We start from the raw sequence: 18,769 nt of genomic DNA on the forward strand, positions 1-18,769 counted from the left end.
CGGCACCTGCGGAAACGGTCCGGCACCGCTGCCGGTAGGCCGTACGGCTCAGCGGACGGAGGAAAGTCGCCGTGCCCGACGATCTCGCCGTCCGATCCCGGCAGACTTCCACCAGACTCCGGGGGCGCAAGCCTTCCGGTGCCGTACGGCGTCCGCACGCCTCACCGGGTTCCGTGGCGCCCTGCCCGAGGAGGACCGAGGATTCCCCGGACCGGTGCTCCGGTCCGTCCGGCCGTCGTTCCGCCCGGTCCGCCGGGATGTCGGCCGTGTCCGCCCACCGTTACCCCGCGTGTCGGGGCCCTGACAACAAGGAGTCGGCTCATCGCCCGTCGACGGATCCTTGACGGACGCCCCGTGTTCACGAGGCTCCGCTGTGGTGAACGAGTGACTTCCAGACTCGCTCCACCCCCGGCGCTCACGGCAGCCACACGTCGACGGTTCGTCACCGTCACCGCTGCCGCCGCCGCCCTCGCCCTGTCCGGCGCCCTCCCCAGTGCCTCCGAGGCCTCCGCCGCCCCCGCCGCCCCGCTCAGGGACGACCCGTTCACCCTCGGCGTCGCCTCGGGCGACCCGCTGCCGGACGGCGTCGTCCTGTGGACCCGGCTGGCGCCCGACCCCCTCGCCCCGTTCGGCGGCATGGACCGCAGGACCTACCCGGTGCAGTGGGAGGTCGCCTCCGACGAGCGGTTCGCCAAGGTCGTACGGCGCGGTACGGCCCAGCTCGTCCCCGAGTACAACCACACCGCCCACGTGGACGTCCGCGGTCTGCAGCCGTGGCGCGAGTACTTCTACCGGTTCCGCTGCGGAAAGTTCGTCAGCCCGGTGGGACGCACCAAGACGGCCCCCGGTCCCCGGCAGATGGTGCCGCGCCTCTCGCTCGCCTTCGCCTCCTGCCAGGCGATCTGGGAGGGCTGGTTCACCGCGCACCGCGACCTCGCGGCCCGCCGCCACGACGTCGTGCTGTTCCTCGGCGACTACATCTACGAGTTCGGCATCGACCGGGGTGTCCGGCCCGGCGACGGCGACGAGCACAACACCCGCCAGGCGATGACCCTGGACGACTACCGGCAGCGGTACGCCTACTACAAGCTCGACCCCGACCTCCAGGCCGCCCACCACTCCGCCCCCTGGATCGTGGTCTACGACGACCACGAGGTGGTCAACAACTGGGCCGGCGCCGCAGCGGGTGACGGCAGCACCGTGGACGACTTCCTGGTGCGCCGCGCCAACGGCTTCCGCGCGTACTGGGAGAACATGCCGCTGCGCGCCTCCCGGCTCCCGCAGGGGCCCGGCATGCAGCTCCACCGGCGGCTGAACTACGGGCTGCTCGCCGAGTTCTCGATGCTCGACACCCGCCAGTACCGCGACGACCAGGCCAACGGTGACGGCACCAAGGCGCCGAACGACGCGACCGCCGACCCGGCGCGCTCCCTCCTCGGCTTCCCGCAGGAGCGCTGGCTGCTGGACGGGCTCGCCGGCTCCCGGTCCCGCTGGAACGTCCTCGGGCACCAGACCGCCATCACCCTGCTCGACACGGTGTCGGGCCCGAACGTGGCCGTTCCGATGGACACCTGGGACGGCTACAGCGCCTCCCGCGACCGGCTGCTCGGCGGCATCGCCGACCGGGGGGTCCGCAACGTCGTCAGCCTCGCCGGCGACCTCCACCGCAGCGTCGCCGGCGACCTCGCCCTCGACTTCCACGACCCCGATTCCCGCGTGGTGGCGACCGAGTTCGTGGGCACGTCGATCTCCTCCGGCCTCGACGGACAGGACCTGGACGCCGGCGGGCAGGTCCTGCTGGACGAGAACCCGCACATGAAGTTCGGCAACGTCCAGCGCGGATACGTCAGTTGTGAGATCACGCCGGACCTCTGGCTGGCCGATCACCGGGTGTGCGACCGGGTCACCGTGCCCGACGGCACCGTGAGCAGCAGGACCGTCCTGGCCGTCGAGGACGGCGTCCCCGCCGTGCAGCAGGCCTGAGGAGGCCGGACGTGAAGAGCAGCAGAAACGGCGCCGTGACCGCGGTCGCCTTCATCGTCATCGCGGCGGGCACCCTCGCCACCGGCGGCTCGGCGCAGAAGGCGAGCGCCGCCACCGGCCCGTCGTCCCCCCGCCCGGCCGCCGCCGGACGCACCGGAGCGGCCGCCGTCGGCAAGGCGCCGGCGAAGGCGGCCGGCGGGGTGGTGCTGTCGGCGTCCCCGACGAGCCTCACCGGATCCGAACTCGCCTGCCGCCCGACGAAGTGGGGCGTCAGCATGACCAACACCGGTACGGCGGGAGTGTTCGCCGACGCGACGCTGACCGCCGAAGCCCCGATAACCCTGTCCGACCAGGTGTTCTCCACCTACCTGCCGGCCGCGGACCCGGACCGCCCGGTGACCCGCCAGGTGTCCGTACGGGTGCCTCCGGGCACGCCCGCGGGCTCCTACGACCTGACCGCGGTCAGCGGCCGGCAGAAGGTCGTGGTCCCCCTCACGGTCGAGGCCGTGCCCGAGCCCGGCCCCGGCGTCGACCTCGCCTTCGGCCGCAAGGTGACCGCGTCCTCCACCCACGGCAACTTCACCACCTGCGCCGCCGTGGACGGGGACAGCGACTACCGCCACTGGGGCTCCGGCTACGGCTGGAACGACGGTGACAAGGCGGTCTTCCCCGACTGGCTGGCCGTGGAGTGGCCCGAGCCGGTGGAGCTGGGCCGGATAGAGACCGTGACCTACGGCACCCCGGCGCGGCCCGCGGCGCTCCAGGGCATCAAGGACTTCGACGTCCAGGTGAGGTCCGGCGGCGACTGGCTGACCGTCGGCTCCTACCGCGCCAACACCCTCGAACGCGTGGTGACCACCTTCGACCCGGTCGCCACGGACGCGATCCGGATCTACGTCCACGCCTCGAACAGCGCGGACTACTCACGGATACTCGAAGTGGAGGCCTACGCACCCCAGTAGGGCCGCCGGTCGGTTCTCCCGCCGGTCGGTTCTCCCACCGGGGCGGCAGGACCGCCCGACGGGGGCCTCATGGGCAGGGGCCCGCCGGCCGCCCGCGCCCGGTGAACGGCGCGGGCGGCCGGCGGAGTCCGGCGCGGGGACCGGTCAGGCCGGGCCGCCCGAACCGCCGCGGTGGGCGCGGACCATCTCGGCGTACCTGTGGCCGCTGGCCTTGAGGGTGCGCTCCTGGGTCGCGTAGTCCACGTGGTAGAGCCCGAACCGCTTGTCGTAGCCGTACGCCCACTCGAAGTTGTCCAGCAGCGACCAGGCGAAGTACCCCTCCACCGGCGCTCCTTGGGCGGCGGCGCGGGCACACGCGGCGAGGTGGTCCTCCAGGTAGCGGGTGCGCCCCTCGTCGCGGATCGTGCCGTCCGGCAGCACGGTGTCGGGGAACGAGGACCCGTTCTCCGTGACGTAGATCGACCGCGCCCCGTACTCGCGGGTGAGCCGCAGCAGCAGCTCCTCGATGCCGTTCGCGTCGATCTCCCACCCCATGCCGGTGGCCGGCCGGTCCGGGCGCTCGATCTGCCGGGCGAAGGGGTGGGGGCCCTGCGGGTCGTCGGCCACCACCGCGGGGAAGTAGTAGTTGAGGCCGAGCCAGTCCAGCGGCGCGGCGATGGTCTCCAGGTCACCGGCCCGTTCGGGCAGCGGCACCCCGTAGACCTCGACCATGTCGGCGGGGAAGCCCCGGCCGTGGACGGGGTCCAGCCACCAGCGGTTGGTGTGGCCGTCCATCCGCCGGGCCGCCGCGACGTCCTCGGGCCGGTCGGAGGCCGGGGCCACCGTGGACAGGTTGTTGACGATGCCGACCCTGGCCCCGGGCGCGGCGGCGCGGATGGCCTGGGCGCCCAGCCCGTGGGCGAGCAGCAGGTGGTACGAGGCGGGCACCGCGGCGGCGATGTCCTGGACGCCGGGGGCCATCTTGCCCTCCAGGTGCCCGATCCACGCCGAGCAGAGCGGCTCGTTGAGCGTCGCCCAGTGGTGGACCCGGTCGCCGAGGCGCTGCGCGAGGACGGACGCGTACTCCGCGAAGTGGTACGCGGTGTCGCGCGAGACCCAGCCGCCGCGGTCCTGGAGCACCTGCGGAAGGTCCCAGTGGTAGGCGGTCACGGACGGGGTGATGCCGGCTTCGAGGAGGCCGTCCACCAGGCGGTCGTAGAAGGCGATCCCCTTCTCGTTGACGGGGCCGTCGCCGCCCGGCACCACCCGCGGCCAGGCGACCGACAGGCGGTAGGCGTTGACGCCGAGCCGCTGCATCAGCCCGATGTCCTCACGCCACCGGTGGTAGTGGTCGCACGCCCGGTCGCCGTGATCGTCGTTGTCGATCTTGCCGGGGGTGTGCGAGAAGGTGTCCCAGATCGACGGGGAACGGCCGTCCTCCGCCACCGCGCCCTCGATCTGGTACGCGGACGTGGCGGTGCCCCAGGCGAAGTCGTGCGGCAGGGCCGCGAGTTCCTCGGGGAGACCGGGGGCGGTGGCGACGGCGGAAGCGGTGGAAGCGGCGGCGGGCGTCCCGGCGGTATCGGATGCGGAGCCGGGGGCGGGGTCGGCGGAGAGATCGGTCGAGTGGGCCACGGGCGGCCTTTCGTGAACGGTTCGAAAGTGGGCCGGCATCGGTGACGGCCCGGCTCGGGTTCAGCGGCGCACGGGACAACCGGTGCGCGACACGCGCTAGTTCAGGTCGTAAGTTAAGTCGCGAAGAAAGTGGCGTCAAGGTCTCGGAAGCGGTCGCGGGGGAGCGGGGCGGGGTGGTGCGGCGGTGGTCGCGGGGTGGGTCGGCGGCGGTCGCCGCCGCCGGAGCCGCCTTCGCGCGGTCACTCCCGCGGCCACCGGCAGTGGGGTGCGCGCGACGGCGCCCGGCGACCGGACCCGGGGAGGTCCGGTCGCCGGGCGCCGATGCGGGCCGGCCGGGCAACCCGTGGCGGGGCGGCCCGAGGGGTGCGGGGAGCCGGGTCAGCGGTCGCCGCGCGGCTCGTTGCCCGGCCACCCACGGGTGTCGTTGCCCGGCGAACCCGGCCCGGTGTCCGTGGTGTCGGTCGTCTGCGCGGAGTTGACCGTCCCCGTCGGGCCGCTGGCATGACGACGCGACGGGGACGGTGTCTTCTGCTTCCGGGGGATCAGCCCCAGAAGTCCGAGTAGGCCGGCCAGGCCCCACAGGCCCCATCCCCCGCTGCTCTTCTCGGGTTTCGGCGCGCTCGGGACGCTCGGCGTGGGCGTGGCGGCCGTGACGGCCGACGTGGAGACCGGGGTCCGGGCGGCCGCGGTCGCCTCGGCCAGTGCCGGGGCCGCGGGTGCCAGCGTGAGCGCGGCGGTCAGGGAAAGGGCTGCTGCGGTCCTGCGCATGGCGGCTTCCTCTCGGGGCGGGGGCCTCGTCGTCCGCCTGGGGCGGATGCGTGGCCGGGGGTCTGCTGACCCTCGTCCCAGTGAAGGCCCGCAGGCCTTCCGGGTCGCTCCGGGCGGGGCCGAACGGGTGACGAGCGGGCGACGCTCCGGGGGCCGTCACGGTCGTCGGACGTGTCCGCGGGCCGACGGGCGCGCCCGCGGGGCGGGGCGCCCCGCCGGGCGTGTCCATGGGGTGGGGCGCCCCGCCGCCCCTCGCCCTGCGACCCGCGGCGTTGACGGCGGCCGTGGTCAATGCCGCTTTCGGGAGGTCACCCGGTCGAGGGGCTGGCGGACCGCGTTCCGCCTGTGTATCGTTTTTCGATAACAACGATAAACGATACGGGGGCGCACATGAACGAGAACATGAGGGTGCTGAGACGGCTGTCAGGACTCGCGTCCGGGGTGTGGCTGATCATGGTGGGCCTGCTGCTGGCCTCGCTGCTCCTGGCCGTTCTCGGCACCGGGGTGCGCCCCGGCTGGCTGGGAGGCGCGGTGTGTCTCGCCACCCCTTGGGCCGGCGGTTCGCTCGACGGCGTGAGGCGCCTGTACCCCGGCGCCGGCGGCGCGGAGACCGACGTCATACCCCGCTACTGCGCCTCCGATCCCACCGTCCACCAGCACCTGCTGCAAGGGCTGGGCGCATTCGCCTCGTACGTCCTGGTGTTCGGCGGCGTGTATCTGGTGCACCGCCTGCTGCGCTCGGCCGCCAGGGAGGGCATGCACACGGTGCGGGTGGCGAACGGCCTCCGGGCGCTGGGCTGGTGGATACTGACCGTGAGCGTCGTCGCTGAGATCGTGCAGACCATCACCCGCACCGCACTGCTGCGGACGCTCGCCGAGGAGCCCTACGGCCGGTCCTCCTGGAGCGCCTTCTGGGCATTCCCCTACTACCCGGTCCTCTCCGCGCTCGGGCTTCTGGCCTTCGCCCGGATGATGCGGGCGAGCGCGGCGATGCGGGAAGACCTTGAGGGGACCGTGTGACGGATGACTGAAGAGACGGAGGCCGGACACGGCATCGAGGTGCACCTCGATGCCCTGCTGGTGAGCCGGCGGATGACGCTGACCGAGCTGGCCCACCGCGTCGGCGTGACCAACGTCAACCTCTCGATCCTCAAGAACGGCCGCGCCAAAGCGATCCGCTTCACCACCCTGACCCGGATATGCGAGGTCCTGGACTGCCAGCCCGGCGACCTCCTCGGCTACGTCCCCGATCACCGTCACGCCCCGCCGGCGCCCGACGGGCCGGACCAGCTCTCCTGAGGACCTCGCCGCACCGCTGCCCCCACCGGGGGCACGGTCCGGGTGGTCAGGGCGCTGGTCACCCGGCCTGCCGATCCTCGCGGGAGGGCCGTTACCATCCTGCGTGACCGAAACGAGCAAACAAGCTGTACCCCGCACGCGTATATTCGCCGACCTGACCCCGCTGCGCGCCTCGCCCGACTACCGGCGGCTGTGGTTCGGGAACACCGTCTCCTGGATCGGTCAGGGGATGACGGCGCTGGCGGTCTCGCTCCAGGTCTACGACCTGACCGGATCCGCCTTCTCGGTCGGACTCATCGGCTTCTGCTCGTTCGTCCCGCTCGTGGTGTTCGGCCTCTACGGCGGTGCCGTCGCCGACAGCGTGGACCGCCGCAAGCTCGGTCTGGTCAGCGCTTTCGGCTCGTTCGTGCTCTCGGTGGCGCTGGTGGCGGCGACGGTCGCCGGGGTGGAGCAGGTCGCGTTCCTCTACGCCGTCGTCGCGCTTCAGGCAGTCTGCTTCGCGCTCAACTCACCCGCCCGGAGTTCGATGATCGCCAGGCTGCTGCCGCCCGAGCAGTTGCCGGCCGCCAACGCGCTCTCCTCCATGACCAGTACGACCGGCACACTCGTCGGTCCGATGCTGGGCGGCCTGATCGTCGGCTGGTGGGGCTACCGGGCCGCTTACACGGTCGACGCCGTCACGTTCACCGCCTCGCTCTACGCGATGTGGCGGCTCCCGGCGATGCTGCCCGACCAGTCCGGGGGCAGTGGCGACGGCGACGGCAGCGGCGAGGGCGTCGGCGGTGCCGAGCGGAAGCGTGCCTCCGTGCGGGACGGACTACGCTTCCTCGCCGCCCGCCCCCATCTGCGGATGACGTTCGCCAGCGACCTCTGCGCCATGGTCCTCGCCCACCCGCGGGCGCTCTTCCCGGTCGTCGCGGTCGTCTGGTATGGGGGCGACGCAAAGACCACCGGACTGCTCGTCGCGGCCCCGGCGCTGGGCGCGCTGCTCGGCGGAGTGTTCTCCGGATGGCTGGGCGGCGTCCACCGGCACGGGCTCGCGGTGGTGCTCGCGGTCGGCTCCTGGGGAGCGGCCATCGCGGTTTTCGGCCTGACCCGCCAGCTCTGGCTCGGACTCGTCTTCCTGGCCCTCGCCGGCTGTGCGGACACCATCTCGATGATCTTCCGCAACACCATGCTCCAGGCCGCGGTCCCCGACGACCTGCGCGGACGGCTCCAGGGCGTCTTCATCGTCGTGGTCGCCGGCGGCCCCCGGCTCGGCGATTTCCTGGCCGGATCGGTCGCGGACCTGACGTCCCCCGCCGTGGCCGTCACCGGCGGCGGAGTCGCCTGCGTCTTGGCGGTGACCCTGCTGACCCTCCGCCGCCGCTCCTTCCTCCACTACGACGCCCGCGCCCCCCAGCCGTAGGAACCCGCTGCGGCCGGAGGCGGCGGCACGGTCGGGACGAAGACGCGGCACGACGGGACGGAGACGGAGCCGCGACGGCACGGCAGGGGGGCCGCGGCGGGACTGCGGGGATCGGGACCGGACCCCGCCGCCCCCGGACCTTAGCGTTCCCGGTCCTCGACCCCCACGATCGAGCGGGCGATGCCCAGTTCGACCAGATCCTGCGGTCGCAACCGCAGTTGGTCGGCGGTGGCGCGGACCTCGTCCGGACCGCGCTTCAGGATGGCTGCCGCCGCCTCCGGCGCGATGACCGAGAAGTAACTGTCCGGGGTCACATGGGTGTTGTCCGGCGAGGCCAGCGCCAGCGCCCCGCCCGAGCCGCCTTCGCCGATGACGAGCGTGGTGATCGGCACCCGTGCCCCGGCGACCGCCCCGAAGGCGTCCGCGATGGCCGCACCCGCACCGGCCCGTTCCGCCTCCGCGTCGTTGGCCGCGCCCGGGGTGTCGACCAGGGTGAGCACCGGGATGCCGAGCCGGTCGGCGAGCCGGACGATCCGGGCCGCGGTCCGGTAGCCGGCCGGGCGGGTCGGGGTGCCGCGCTGCGCGACGTACGCCACCGGCAGGTCTCCGTGCATCCCGAACCCGCACAGCACCCCCGCGTCGGTGGCGCCGCACCGGTCGCCGACGAGCGGCATCCGCCGACGGAAGTAGACGTCCAGATACGCCTCGGCGCGCGGCCGGGCGGTGTCCCGCGCCTGTTGGACGGCGTCCCAGCCGGTCGCCGGGAGCGCCGTGTCCGACACTGCGTCCGGCACCGGAGCGGGCCTTCCGGCTACGGCGGACGCGTCCAGCACCTCCAGCCACCCCGCCAGCGCCGTCCCCAGTTCGTCCGGCGCCACGATCGCGTCGATCTGACCGGCGGCCAGCTGCCCTTCGGCGGAGTAGGCGCGTGGATCGGCGTCCGCCGGCCGCACGCGGGAACCGGCGAAGCCCACCTGCGCCTGCGGCAGGGCCAGCACCACGTCGGCGCCCGCGCCCACGGTGGCCCAGCCGCCCCCGGTGGTCGGGTCGCGCACCACCGCGATCTGGGCCAGACCGGCCGCCCTCAGCCGAACCGAGGCGGCGGCCACCCGTTGCAACTGGGTGAGGGCGACCATGCCCTCCTGCATCCGGCTGCCGCCGGTGGCGACCAGCGAGACCAGCGGCGCCCGTACGGCCTCGGCCAGCGCGTAGGCGGCGGTCAGCCGGTCGCCGGTGGCGCGGCCCAGCGAGCCGCCGAGGAAGCCGAACTCGAAGGCCAGCAGTACGGCACGGTGCCCGCCGACGGTCGCCGTGCCGTACAGCACGGACTCGTCCTCACCGGTCCGGGCGGCGGCACGCTCCCGCGACCCGCCGTAACCGGCCCAGGCGAGCGGCCCATCCACACCGTCACCGCCGCGCGTACCAACACCCTCAACGCCGCGCGCACCGCCACCCTCAACGCCGCGCGCACCGCCTCCGGCCACTCCGCCGCCTCCGGCCACTCCACCGGCCTCCGGCCGCTGCTCGGTGAAGGACCCGGCGTCGGCGACGGCGGCGACGGCCTCACGGGCCGTCCACCGCCGCGCCGTCCCCTCAGCCGCCACCGAGGGCCCGCTTCATGATCTTGCCGAGATCGTTGCGGGGCAGCGCGTCCAGGTAGCGCACCGTCCGGGGCCGCTTGTGCGGCGCGAGCAGTCCCGCCACATGGTCGGCCAGCTCCTGCTCGCCCGGAGGCGCGGCCGGGTCGGCGGGGACCACCCAGGCGACGATCCGCTCACCCAGGTCCGGGTCCTGTTCGCCGGTCACGGCCGCCTCGCGGACCCCGGGGTGGTCGAGCAGCGCGTTCTCGATCTCGCCCGCGCCGATCTTGTAACCGCCGCTCTTGATCAGGTCGGTGGCCTTGCGTCCCACGATGCGCACGTAGCCGTCCGCGTCGAGCGTCGCCATGTCGCCGGTACGGAACCAACCGCCCTCGGCGTGTGCCTCGGCAGTGGCCTCAGGCCGGTTCAGATAACCGCTGAAGAGGTTGGCGCCCCGTACCTGGATCTCACCGATCACGTCGGTGCCGGTCAGTACCGTGCCGTCCTCCTCGACCAGCCGCAGCTCGACACCGGCCAGCGGCGGACCGACGGTGCCGGGTCGGGGTTCGCCGTCGGCCCGGACGCCGGTGTTCATCAGCGTCTCCGTCATGCCGTACCGCTCGATGACCCGGCGCCCGGTGGCCGCCGCGATCCGCTCGTGGTCGTGCACCGGCAGCGCCGCCGAGCCGGAGACCAGCAGCCGGGCCCCGGCCAGCGCCTTGGTGAGTGCCGCGGTCTCCTCGTCCGCATCCGGCGCGGTCAGCACCTCGGCCAGCCGGTGGTACATGGTCGGCACGCCGAACAGCATGGTGCCGCCGGTGGCGAGCTCCCGGGCCACGCCCGTGGCGCTGAACCGCCCGAGGTGGCGTACCGAGCCGCCCCGGCGCAGCGGGCCGAGGACGCCGAGGATCAGGCCGTGCACGTGGAACAGCGGCAGGGCGTGCACGAGGACGTCGTCGTCCGTCCACTGCCACGCGTCCTCCAGAGCGTCCAGGCTGGCGGCCAGCGCCCGGCGGGGGAGGACCGCGCCCTTCGGCGGGCCGGTGGTGCCGGAGGTGTACACGACGAGCGCGGCGGACTCCGGAGACGGTTCGGCGAACACCGCGTCCGTCGCCCCCGACGGCCCGGAGCCGCCTTCCACCGGCTGGCCATCCACCGACGTGCCATCCGCCGACACGCCTGCCACCGACGTGCCATCCGCCGGCTCACCTTCCACCAGCACATCGACGCGTTCGACGCCGGCCAGTGCCTCGGGCAGTTCGACGTCCGGCGCGGCCAGCACCAGGGCGGGCGCGCTGTCGGCCACGATGTGGGCCAGTTCCCGTGCGCCCGTCTTCGGGTTGAGCGGCACGGCCGGTACGCCGGCCAGCAGCGCCGCCACCACCCCGACGACGGTCTCGGCGGTGGGCGTGGCCCAGACGGCCACCCGGCCCGCGCCCGCGATCCGGGGCACGAGCCCGCCGGACAGCGCGGCCAGCCCGGCGTACGAGAGGGAGAGTCCGCCGAAGCGGACCGCCTCGCGGGCGGCCGCCGGGTGGGAGGGGTCCTGGAGTGCGGGAAGAAGTGGGGTCACACCGCCGACCATAGAGCCCGAGCCCTCCGCCGTACATCCGTTCCCGCGCGAGCGCCGAGCCGCGTGTGAGGTGGTGCGACGCCTGCCTGGCTGCTCCGGTCGGGAAAGGCGAGGTGCCCGGCTGATCCCGCCACGACGCCCGTGCCGGGTGAACGGTTCCGCGGTCGGAGGCCACGCCGGGGCCCGCCGGCCCGGTGTCCCGGCGCGGGGCGGGCCCGGCGTCAGGCGTCGCGCTTGAGGGAGCGCATCCGCCCGTACGAGTACACCGCGCCCGCCAGCGCCAGGTCGGACAGCAGCATGAAGCCGATCGAGTAGCTGTCCTTGGCGCTGTAGATCGCGCCCATGACCAGCGGTGGCACGAAGCCGCCGAGGCCGCCGACGGCGCCGACGATGCCGGTCACACTGCCCACCTTCGGCTGCGGGGTCACCTGGGAGACCAGGGCGAAGACGCTGCCGCTGGCCATGCCGAGCCCCGCCGCCATGACCAGCAGTGCGATCGTGCCGAGCGGATTCAGGTCCGGGTCGAACGCCTGGACGATCGCCATCAGCGCGCAGATCAGCAGGGCCGCCGCGGTCACCACGGCCGGGTGGATGCGGTCCGACAGCCAGCCGCCGATCGGCCGGAAGATGACGGTGACCAGTGCGAACCCGGCCGCCTTGGTGCCCGCCTCGGTGGGCGACATCTCGTACCAGGTCTTCAGATACGTCGGCAGGTACACGCCGAAGGCGACGATGCCGCCGAAGCCGATCGCGTACAGCGCCGACAGCTCCCAGGTGACCCGCAGCTTGCCGGCCTCGCCCAGCCGGTGGCCCAGGCTGTCCTGCGGGACCGCCCGGTCCGGGCGGTCCTTCAGCATCACGGCGGCGAGCAGCGCGAACACCACCAGCGCTCCGGCCACGACGAAGTTGGGCAGGTTGTCGAAGTGCTTGGCGAGGCGGGGCGTGAAGTACCCCGACAGGGCCACGCCGCCCATGCCCATGCCGAAGACGCCCAGCGCCAGCCCCCGGTCGGAGGGCGGGAACCACGAGTTGACCAGCGGGATGCCGATGGCGAACGTCGTGCCGCCCAGTCCCAGGAAGAAGCCCACGACGAGCATCGCCCAGTAGGTGTCCCGGGCCGGGATCAGCAGCAGCACCGGGATGATCGTCAGCGCGGAGACCGCCGGGAACATGATCTTCGCGCCGTACTTGTCCGTCAGCGCGCCCACCGGGATACGGCCCAGTGAGCCGACGATCACCGGCACCGCCACCAGGAACGACTGCTGGAACGAGCTGAGCCCCAGCCCGTCCTTGTACTCGCCGGACAGCGGTGCGACGAGGTTCCAGGCCCAGAAGGTGAGGGCGAAACCGACCGTCGCGACGACGAGATTCCGGTAGGCAGCGGCCGACGGCTTGTCGGCCCGGGGCGCGGGGGCCTTCACGGTGGTGTCCACAGGGTCAGTCAAGGGCGGGCCGAAGACGGTTGCGCGTCGGACTGCGCCGTACGGGGGACGTGTCGCGGAGGCCCGGAGCCCGGTGCGCCGCACGGGGCCGGGGCGGTCGCAATGGCCGCTCCCGCGGGCGCTCCACCGTCACGAACCACCAAATGCTGCGACAATCGCGGTATGGACCGGTTGGACAGGGAAATTCTCGCCATCCTCCAGGAGGATGCGCGGATCTCGTACCGCGACCTCGGCCTTCGCGTCGGCCTCAGCGCCAATGCCGCCGGGGACCGGGTGCGCCGGATGCGGCGCGACGGCGTGATCCGCGGATTCACCGTGATCATCGACCCGGCCGCCGACACCCGGTCGGGACTCGTCGTCTTCATCGACGTGTCGCTGCGGCTGGACACCACCAACGAGGAGTTCGAACGGGCCGTGCTGATGCTGCCCGGCATCACCGAGCTGGTCCACGTGACGGGGCCGCACGACTATCTCGTCCGCGCCACCGCCGCCGACCCGGGTGCCCTGGACGCCCTGCTGAAGCGGCTCAAACGCGACGCGGGCGTCGCGCACTCCAACACGCGGGTGGCACTGCGGGCCGCACCGTCGCGCTGACCCACCCGCCCGGACCCGCGCGCCCGGACCCGCGCGCCCGGACCCGCACGCCCGGATCTGTGCCGGAGGGCGCGATCTGCCCACGGAGGGGGCCCTTTCAGAGCGCCGCCTGCCAGGTCACGGTGGCCGAGGGGGTGCCGTCCTCCTCGGTGCCGTCGTCCGCGACCATCAGCCGCACCGCGGCCCGCCCGTCGGCCAGCTTCGACGTCACGTCCACCTCGACCTCGATGGCCGACACCCCCGGCCTGCGGTGGGCGGCGGCCAGCGCCCGGCGCAGCGCCGCCAGCAGCGGCTGCCGGTCCTCCTCTCTCACCAGCGCGTCCACCGCGCCGGTGAAGTGGACCGAGGGCTGGAACCCCAGCACCGCCCCCGCGCCCGCCGTCTCGCGCAGCACGAGTCCGCGCAGCGTCGCCGGCGCCTCGGCGGGCGGCTGCTGCAGGGTGAAGATCGCGGTGCGGACCTCCTGGATCGTCGAGTCCAGCTCGTCCACCGCCCGCCCCAGCAGGTCGTGGGCCGCGCCCGGCCCGGACCTGCGGCGCGCCGACTCGAGCAGCATCTCGGTGGCGAACAGCCGCTGCACCACCAGATCGTGCAGATCGCGGGCGATCCGGTCGCGGTCCTCGTACACCGCGAGCTGCTCCCGGTCGTGCTGGGCGCCCGCCATCACCAGGGCCAGGGCGGCGTGCGCGGTGAACTGGGTGGCCAGCAGCCGGTCGGCGGAGGTGTACGGGCGGTCGCCGCGGCGGCGGGGCAGCGCCAGCGTGCCCAGCAGACGCCCGTCGTCGTGCAGCGGCAGCATCATGCTGGGCCCGAAGCGCGAGCGCACCGGCGTCGTCATGCGGGGGTCGGTGGCCGAGTCCTCGATGAACACGGGTTCGCCGCGCAGGAGTTGTTCGAGGACCGGGGTGCCGGGTTCGATGACCGCGCCGACGATGCCGTCCGGGTCGTCGGGTGAGGAGGCGGCCACGATCTTCATCCCGCCCGCCTCGGTGGGCTGAAGGATCACCCCGGCCACCGCGTCCGCCAGTACCCGGGCGCGTTCGGCGACCGTCAGCAGCGCCTCGCCCGCGTCGGTGCCGGACAGCAGTGCGGTGGTGACCGCCGCCGCGCCCTCGATCCAGCGTTCCCGCCGTCGCACCGTCCCGTACAGCCGGGCGTTGCCGATCGCGATGCCCGCCTTGGTGCCGAGCGACCGCAGCAGCGCCAGGTCGGTGGTGGTGAAGTGGCCGTGACGTTTCTCGGCGAGGTAGAGGTTGCCGAAGACCTCGTCCTGCACCAGGACCGGCACCCCGACGAAGGTGCGCATCGGCGGGTGCCCCGGCGGCATCCCGCCCGAACGGGGGTCGGTGGCGAGGTCCTTGACGACCAGTGGCTGGGCGTCGCGCAGGAGGACGCCGAGCACGCCCTCGCGGGCCTCGGGCAGATGGCCGATCCGCTCCCGCTCCTGCGCGGTCATCCCCGTCGAGTACAGCTCGGTGATCCGGCCGCGCTCCTGGTCCAGCACCCCGAGAGCCCCGTAGCGGGCGTCGGTCAAGGCCGCGGCGGTGGTGACGATCTGCTGGAGCGTGCCGGGCAGATCCAAGTCCGAGCCTACGGTGAGGATCGCCTCCAGCAGCATCGCCAGCCGGGTCCCCGACGCCTCGTCGTCCGCCGGGCCCCCGTCGGTGCGGCGCTCCGCCGCGGAGCCGGGCGGATCGTCCGCGGCCGTGCCGGGACGTTCCGGGGGGCCGGGGCGGCGGCCGGAAACCCCGGCGCTGTCGGCGCCGGGGTCATCGGTGTTCCCGGTGCCGGCGGCGCTCCCGGTGTTCCCGGCGCTCTCGGCGTGCTGGGCGCTCTCGGCGTGCTCTGCGTTCTCAGCGCTCGCGGCGTTCTCGGCGTTCCGGTGGTTTTCGGGAGGCACGCGGTCGTCCGTCATGGGTAACGCCCGATCCGGAGGGTCAGCCCGCCAGCGGGTTGAGGACCATCGGCTCGATCTTGCCCTCCAGCATGGCGCCGAGGCCGAGCACCGAGCAGACGTCGGGCCGCTCCGCGATGTGCACCGGCATCCCCGTCGCGTCGCGCAGCATCTGGTCGAACCCTGGAAGCAGCGCGCTGCCGCCGACCATCATGATGCCCCGGTCCGCGAGGTCGGCCACCAGGTCCGGCGGGCAGTCGCGCAGCACCTTGCCGAGGCCGTCCAGGACGGCGGTGAGGGGGGTGTGGATGGCCTGCCGCACGGCGGCGGTGTCCACCTGCACCGTCCGGGCCAGGCCCGTCGCCACGTCGCGGCCGTGGATCTCGGTCAACGCCGGGCCCTGGAGCGTCAGGCCGTTGCCGCGGAGGGCGAGCTGGAGCGGGCGGACCGACTGGCTCGGCAGCATCAACTGGTGGTGCTGGCGCAGGTGCTGGATGACCGCGCGGTCGATCGCCTCGCCGCCGACGGGGATGCGCACCGCCGTCACGATCGAGCCGAGCGAGAGCACCGCGATCTGCGTGGCGGCCGCCCCGCACACCATGATCATGGTGGCGGTCGGCTGCTCGACCGGCAGCCCGCAGCCGACGGCCGCCGCGATCAGGGTGTCCACCAACTCGACCCGCCGGGCCCCGAGCCCGACCAGCGTCTCGACCGTCGCGCGCTGCGCCAGGGGGTCGCTGTCGTGGGGGGTGCAGGCGGCCGCGCGCAGCCGGGGCTTGCGCCGCAACTGCCTGCGGAGCTTCTCGCCCAGCAGGTGGCGCAGCATCCGCTGGGCCATCTCGATGTCGACGACGGTGCCGCCGGACACCGGGCGCACCACCCGGATGTAACCCGGCGTACGGCCGGTCATCTGCTCGGCCAGCGCCCCGACCGCGATCAGTGAGCCGGTACGGGTGTTGACGGCGGCGACGCTCGGTTCGTCGACGACGAGCCCGAGCCCCTTGACGTATACACGGGTCCTCGCGGCCCCGAGGTCGACGGCGACGTGGCAACGGCGCAACTGCTCAAGACTGACGGTCACGGCAGGGTCTCCCGAGAGCGCTGGAGGGGGCGGACCGGCGGCAGCCGGCTGTCCTTCGCATCGTCGCGGGGCCCCGGCCCCGGCGCGCGTTGGGGTACGCCGTCGGGGGCCCGGAACCGGCGGGGGCCGGGGGCCCGCGGAGGGCTGCCGGGGTTGTCGTGCGGGAGCCGGTGAAATTCGGTTCCGCGGCGGTCCGGCCGGCCCTAGGGTGTGCGGACCAGACCCCCGAGGAGCGGAACATGCCCGGTCGTCCCGGCGCGCGTTGACATCGAGGGCCGCACTGCGCGGCCCGTCATCGCGTGCCGCCTCCGCAGCGCGGCACAGCGAGTCCTTTCCCGCCCGGTCACCGGCGCGTCCCTCCGGCGTGCGCGCGGGCCGGCGGGCCCTCGTTCCCGCGACCGAAGGGGTCTTCCGTGCCGCCCGTGCCCGGTGCCGTACCCGATCCGCGACTCTCCGCCCATCCGTTCCGTTCCCGCGGAGCACGGGGCCCGTGGGGGGACCGTGACTTCCGTCGCCTCTGGGCCTGCCAGACCGCCTCCCAGGTGGGGGAGCACGCGACGCTGGTCCTCCTTCCGCTGCTCGCCGTCGTCACCCTGCACGTCGGTCCCGGTGAGCTGGGCGTCCTGCGGGCGGTGGGCCAGGCGCCGGTGCTGCTGCTGGCGCTGTTCGTCGGCGCGTGGGTGGACGGGTGGCGCACCCGCACGGTGATGATGACGGCGGACGCCGGGCGCGCCCTGCTGCTGATCGTGGTCGCCGCCGGCTGTCTCGTCGGCGGGCTCGACGGGCCGTCGCTGCCGGTGCTGTACGCCCTCGCCTTCGCGGTGGGCGCCCTGTCGGTCTACTTCGACGTGGCTTACCAGGCGTCGGCGGTACGGCTGGTGGCGCCGGACCGGCTGACCCGGAGCAACGCGGCGCTGGAGGGCAGCCGGTCCGCCGCCCAGATCGGCGGGCCGGCGCTCGGCGGCGCACTGGTCTCGCTGGGGACCGCGCCGGTCGCCCTCGGGTCGGCGGCGCTGTTCTTCGCCGGGTCGTACCTGTCGGCCCGCTCCATGCGCCGCACCGAGCCGGTCCCCGGCGCGGCCGGCGGGAAGCGGGCAGCGGGGCGGCCCGTGCGGGTCGGGCGGCGGATCGCCGAGGGGGTCCGGCTGGTCGTCGGCGATGGCTCGCTGCGGACCGTGTGCCTCGCCTCGGCGGCCTTCCAGTTCTTCCTGGCGGCCACAATGACCGTCTATCTGCTCTTCCTGCCGAGGGAGTTGGGGCTGTCCGGCTCCACGGTCGGGCTGGTGCTCGCGGCGACCGGGCCCGGCGCGCTGGCGGGCTCGCTGCTCGCCGCCCGGCTGCCGGCCCGGCTCGGACACGGACCGGTGCTGGTCGGTGCGGCGGCGATCGGCGACGGGGCGCTGCTCGCCGTGCCCGCCCTGCACGGTTCCGGCACGGCGACGATCGCCGTCCTCGTCCTCGTCAACCTCGTCTTCGGCGCCTTCGGGCAGTTGGTCAACGTCACCGTCATGGGCATCCGGCAGGCGGTCACCCCGCACGCGATGCAGGGGCGGGTGGCCGCCACGATCACCTGCCTCGGGATGGGGCTGACGCCGTTCGGTTCGCTGCTCGGCGGGTTCCTCGGGCTGGAGTGGGGCCTGCGCGCCGGGCTCCTGGCAGCGGCCGCGGGCATGATGCTGTCGCCGCTGCTGATGCTCCTGTCGCCGCTCGCCCGGTTGGGCAGGACGCTGCCGCCACGGTCCGTCAGCCCGGCAGCAGCCGCTGGAACAGACCCCAGGTGAACTCCGCGACGTGCGGCGCGCCGGTGGCCGGGTCGGTGAAGGCGAGCGCCCAGCGGGTCGGGGCGCTGCCCTCCATCGGCCGGACCGGGTCGAAGGCGCGCGCCACCTCGTCCACGGTGCACGACCAGGGCGCGAGGTCGGCCGCCGACCGCAGTGCGGGGGCGGGGGCGCCCGGGGCGCGGACCAGCCAGGCGTTCCACACCGCGCCGCCCGGTCCGGCCATCACCTCGAAGCGGAGGTCGGACCAGAGCGGCACCCGCCAGGTCAGCGCGTCGCACTCCAGGTCCCCGACCCGCCGTCGTACGGACCGCTCGGGCTCTCCGAGGACCGAGCGGTAGCGGCGCAGCACGCCGCGTCCGCCGGGGCCGCGCACCATCGCCTGCCACCGGCGGTTCGCCTCGCGCATGTCGGCGAGCGAGGCGCTCAGTTCGTGCCGGGCGTCCTCGACCAGATCCGGCTGGTGGTCGGCCATCCGACGGAGCAGGACGAGCTGGAACTGGAGCGGCCCGAACGGGGCGTGGGCGGTCATGGCGTCCATCTTCCCCGTGTCCGGAGCGGTCGGCCCGCGTGCGGCGAACGCTCCGGCGGGCGGCGGTCCCCGTACGGCGGTGGCCCCGTGCGGCGGCCGGGCGGACCCGCCGTGCGGTGGGCAGGCCGTGCGGAGGGCGGGGCGGGCGGGGGCGGTGGGACGGGGGTGCGTTCGGGGGGCGACGGCACGGGGACGGCCGTCGGTTTCTCACAGGATCCTCACGCCGGTGACGGTTTCGCGCGCCGCGGGCCCGCTTACGCT

At 74.0% G+C, this 18,769-nt stretch carries 14 protein-coding genes and 1 pseudogene; 7 read left to right on the forward strand and 8 right to left on the reverse strand.

Annotated features, from left to right (window positions below; all coding sequences use genetic code 11):
- Nucleotides 1-384: 384 nt before the first annotated feature.
- Nucleotides 385-1,983, forward strand: coding sequence for an alkaline phosphatase (locus Q0994_RS06985; RefSeq protein WP_299530410.1), 1,599 nt, complete (start codon nt 385-387; stop codon nt 1,981-1,983).
- Nucleotides 1,984-1,994: 11 nt separating this feature from the next.
- Entirely contained in the window at nt 1,995-2,945 is a 951-nt protein-coding gene (locus Q0994_RS06990) for a discoidin domain-containing protein (protein ID WP_299530412.1), read from the forward strand.
- A 144-nt stretch (nt 2,946-3,089) separates the two neighbouring features.
- Here the strand turns inward: Q0994_RS06990 and Q0994_RS06995 are convergent, their stop codons facing one another.
- The gene (locus tag Q0994_RS06995; protein WP_299531294.1) at nt 3,090-4,427 is read right to left on the reverse strand and encodes a GH1 family beta-glucosidase; all 1,338 of its coding nucleotides are present in this window, start codon (nt 4,425-4,427) and stop codon (nt 3,090-3,092) included.
- Nucleotides 4,428-4,937: 510 nt separating this feature from the next.
- Nucleotides 4,938-5,327, reverse strand: coding sequence for a WGxxGxxG family protein (locus Q0994_RS07000; RefSeq protein WP_299530414.1), 390 nt, complete (start codon nt 5,325-5,327; stop codon nt 4,938-4,940).
- A 390-nt stretch (nt 5,328-5,717) separates the two neighbouring features.
- Here Q0994_RS07000 and Q0994_RS07005 point away from each other — a divergent pair, with 390 nt between their 5' ends.
- The 3 genes from Q0994_RS07005 to Q0994_RS07015 all read left to right on the forward strand — a co-directional run bounded on the left by Q0994_RS07005 (nt 5,718) and on the right by Q0994_RS07015 (nt 8,034).
- Nucleotides 5,718-6,347: a hypothetical protein gene (locus Q0994_RS07005; RefSeq protein ID WP_299530416.1), complete on the forward strand. Its 630-nt coding sequence runs from the start codon at nt 5,718-5,720 to the stop codon at nt 6,345-6,347.
- A 3-nt stretch (nt 6,348-6,350) separates the two neighbouring features.
- Nucleotides 6,351-6,626 (forward strand): helix-turn-helix transcriptional regulator, encoded by a 276-nt coding sequence (locus Q0994_RS07010; RefSeq protein WP_299530418.1) that lies wholly within the window; start codon nt 6,351-6,353, stop codon nt 6,624-6,626.
- Nucleotides 6,627-6,729: 103 nt separating this feature from the next.
- Nucleotides 6,730-8,034, forward strand: a complete 1,305-nt coding sequence (locus tag Q0994_RS07015; protein ID WP_299530421.1) for an MFS transporter — start codon at nt 6,730-6,732, stop codon at nt 8,032-8,034.
- 140 nt (nt 8,035-8,174) lie between these two features.
- Here Q0994_RS07015 and Q0994_RS07020 read toward each other — a convergent pair whose 3' ends face one another.
- The 3 genes from Q0994_RS07020 to Q0994_RS07030 all read right to left on the reverse strand — a co-directional run bounded on the left by Q0994_RS07020 (nt 8,175) and on the right by Q0994_RS07030 (nt 12,620).
- Nucleotides 8,175-9,437 (reverse strand): carboxyl transferase domain-containing protein, encoded by a 1,263-nt coding sequence (locus tag Q0994_RS07020; protein WP_299530423.1) that lies wholly within the window; start codon nt 9,435-9,437, stop codon nt 8,175-8,177.
- A 190-nt stretch (nt 9,438-9,627) separates the two neighbouring features.
- Nucleotides 9,628-11,187, reverse strand: a complete 1,560-nt coding sequence (locus tag Q0994_RS07025; RefSeq protein ID WP_299530426.1) for an acyl-CoA synthetase — start codon at nt 11,185-11,187, stop codon at nt 9,628-9,630.
- A gap of 221 nt (nt 11,188-11,408) precedes the next feature.
- Nucleotides 11,409-12,620 carry a nitrate/nitrite transporter gene (locus Q0994_RS07030; protein WP_299530429.1) on the reverse strand — a complete coding sequence of 404 codons (1,212 nt, stop codon included), beginning with the start codon at nt 12,618-12,620 and terminating at the stop codon, nt 11,409-11,411.
- Between the two features lie 171 nt (nt 12,621-12,791).
- Here Q0994_RS07030 and Q0994_RS07035 point away from each other — a divergent pair, with 171 nt between their 5' ends.
- Nucleotides 12,792-13,223, forward strand: coding sequence for an Lrp/AsnC family transcriptional regulator (locus Q0994_RS07035; protein ID WP_299530432.1), 432 nt, complete (start codon nt 12,792-12,794; stop codon nt 13,221-13,223).
- A 97-nt stretch (nt 13,224-13,320) separates the two neighbouring features.
- Here Q0994_RS07035 and Q0994_RS07040 read toward each other — a convergent pair whose 3' ends face one another.
- Both Q0994_RS07040 and Q0994_RS07045 read right to left on the reverse strand, forming a co-directional pair.
- Nucleotides 13,321-14,841 (reverse strand): GAF domain-containing protein, encoded by a 1,521-nt coding sequence (locus Q0994_RS07040; protein WP_299531295.1) that lies wholly within the window; start codon nt 14,839-14,841, stop codon nt 13,321-13,323.
- 319 nt (nt 14,842-15,160) lie between these two features.
- Nucleotides 15,161-16,198 carry a rod shape-determining protein gene (locus Q0994_RS07045; protein ID WP_299530434.1) on the reverse strand — a complete coding sequence of 346 codons (1,038 nt, stop codon included), beginning with the start codon at nt 16,196-16,198 and terminating at the stop codon, nt 15,161-15,163.
- A gap of 491 nt (nt 16,199-16,689) precedes the next feature.
- Here Q0994_RS07045 and Q0994_RS07050 point away from each other — a divergent pair.
- Nucleotides 16,690-17,979 (forward strand): annotated as a pseudogene (locus tag Q0994_RS07050) (MFS transporter); the annotation flags it as partial.
- Here Q0994_RS07050 and Q0994_RS07055 read toward each other — a convergent pair.
- On the reverse strand, nt 17,942-18,508 hold the full coding sequence (locus Q0994_RS07055) for a hypothetical protein (protein ID WP_299530436.1): 567 nt from the start codon (nt 18,506-18,508) through the stop codon (nt 17,942-17,944). The pseudogene Q0994_RS07050 and the gene Q0994_RS07055 overlap by 38 nt on opposite strands.
- Nucleotides 18,509-18,769 lie beyond the last annotated feature (261 nt).

It is taken from the genome of uncultured Streptomyces sp., assembly GCF_947488945.1.
Classification (GTDB): domain Bacteria; phylum Actinomycetota; class Actinomycetes; order Streptomycetales; family Streptomycetaceae; genus Streptomyces.

Bases quoted from the DNA above. Each gene is read 5' to 3' on its own strand.
- Q0994_RS07000 (WP_299530414.1), bottom strand. From the start codon at position 5,327: ATGCGCAGGACCGCAGCAGCCCTTTCCCTGACCGCCGCGCTCACGCTG.
- Q0994_RS07005 (WP_299530416.1), top strand. From the start codon at position 5,718: ATGAACGAGAACATGAGGGTGCTGAGACGGCTGTCAGGACTCGCGTCC.
- Q0994_RS07010 (WP_299530418.1), top strand. From the start codon at position 6,351: ATGACTGAAGAGACGGAGGCCGGACACGGCATCGAGGTGCACCTCGAT.
- Q0994_RS07035 (WP_299530432.1), top strand. From the start codon at position 12,792: ATGGACCGGTTGGACAGGGAAATTCTCGCCATCCTCCAGGAGGATGCG.
- Q0994_RS07040 (WP_299531295.1), bottom strand. From the start codon at position 14,841: ATGCTGCTGGAGGCGATCCTCACCGTAGGCTCGGACTTGGATCTGCCC.
- Q0994_RS07055 (WP_299530436.1), bottom strand. From the start codon at position 18,508: ATGACCGCCCACGCCCCGTTCGGGCCGCTCCAGTTCCAGCTCGTCCTG.